Origin of the sequence: Roseovarius sp. MBR-6, from assembly GCF_040547525.1 — a bacterium.
Taxonomy (GTDB): Bacteria; Pseudomonadota; Alphaproteobacteria; order Rhodobacterales; family Rhodobacteraceae; genus Roseovarius.
The window spans coordinates 1-1,694 of sequence record NZ_JBEPPW010000061.1 but is presented as its reverse complement, the minus strand read 5'-3'; the positions used below and the strand labels follow the sequence as shown (position 1 = coordinate 1,694).

Sequence of the window (1,694 nt, the reverse complement as noted above, 5' to 3'; positions counted from 1 at the left end):
AGTTCGTCCAGTAATTCCTTGGATATCGTCATCGTCCTCACTCCTCTCAAGAAGCATGGACCAAAGCGCAGTTACACAGAAGATCGGACACTCTCCCTACCAAAAGGCGCGCGGCCCACAGGCCAATATCAGCTTCTTCGCCTTCACAGCGACACCGCGCAACGTCACACTTGAGCGCTTTGGCTTGAAGGGCGCAGACGGGCTGCCGCAACCCTTCCATCTATACTCGATGCGTCAGGCCATCGAGGAAGGCTTCATTCTGGACGTGCTTCAGAATTACATGACTTACAAGGCTTACTATCAGCTTGAGAAAGCCATCGAGGATGATCCGGCTCTGAGCGGACGGCGCGGGCAAAGAAAGGTTGCGCGGTATGCCAACCTGCACCCGACCGCCATCGGGCAGAAGGTCGAGATCATTGTCGAACACTTCCGCCGCCACGTCATGGGGATGCTGAACGGCCAGGCCAAGGCGATGATCGTTGCCAGCAGCCGCGAGCATGCGCTGCGCTACTACCTTGGTGTGCGCGAATACATCAAGGCTCAGGGCTACAACGACCTAAAGGCGTTGGTCGCATTCTCGGGCGAGCTACAATTCGAGGGCGAAACCTACACTGAAGCCGACCTGAACGACTTTGCGGAAACCGAGCTTCCGAGCCGTTTTGACGGGTTCAAGCCTGACGGTTCGCCCTATCCCGAGCAGTATCAAATCCTGATCGTGGCCGAGAAGTACCAGACCGGCTTCGATCAGCCCAAGCTCTGCGCCATGTATGTTGATCGCAAACTCGCAGGATTGCAGGCCGTACAGACACTTTCGCGCTTGAACCGCACCCGTCAGGGTAAGGATCAGACCTACATTCTCGACTTCCAGAACACGATTGAAGACATCCAGAACGCCTTCCGCCCGTTCTATGAGGTCACAGCGTTAGAGGCGAACTCCGACCCTAATCTGGTCTATGACTTGGAAGGGCGGCTCTTCAAATTCGGTTACCTCGACAAGGATGAGATTGAACGCTTCGCCCAGACTTACTACAGCGAGACACTCGACGGCGGTGATCGCGCCAAGCTCGAAGGATTGGTGCGCGAAGCCGTTGCGCGTTTTGACGCCGACGAAGATGAGGGGCGTCAGGAGGAGTTCCGCCAGCTCCTGAAGAGTTACATGCGCTTTTACAGCTTCATCGCCCAGGTGATGAAGCTCGAAGACACGAGTCTCGAAAAGCTCTATTCCTATGGTGCATGGCTTGCGCGCCTTTTGCCTAACCGTGAGGTACCGCCCGAGATCGAGATCACGGAAGACATGCTGCGCCTCCAAGCCTTCAAGGTCGAAAACAAGGAGCAAGGCAGTGCGTCGCTTTCCCCTGGTGACCGCGCTGCGTTGAAGGCGATTAACGAGTTTGGGGCCAAGCCATACACAGAAGACGAGCAAAAGGAACTGTCGGAAATTGTTAAGGCGTTCAATGAGCGCCACGGTACGGATTTTTCAGAAGCCGACATGATTAGATTCGAGCAGGTCAATCGTGACATCATGGATGAAGACCTGAAAGAGATGATGCGTAATAATCCGCCCGATGTGGTCTACACCGCATTTGCCCAGGCTTTCTTCTGGTCTTGCCCCCGTTTCACCGGACACTCAGGCGGTTGCGGTTTGAGCTGCGATGAACTCGCGTGGTGAGCGCATTTTCAGCCCTGAGTGCGGG

At 55.5% G+C, this 1,694-nt stretch carries 1 pseudogene; it reads left to right on the top strand.

The annotated features are described in order from the left end of the window. Positions 1-55: 55 nt before the first annotated feature. Positions 56-859, top strand: a pseudogene (locus ABIE57_RS20660) (type I restriction enzyme subunit R domain-containing protein); the annotation flags it as partial. Between the last annotated feature and the right edge of the window lie 835 nt (positions 860-1,694).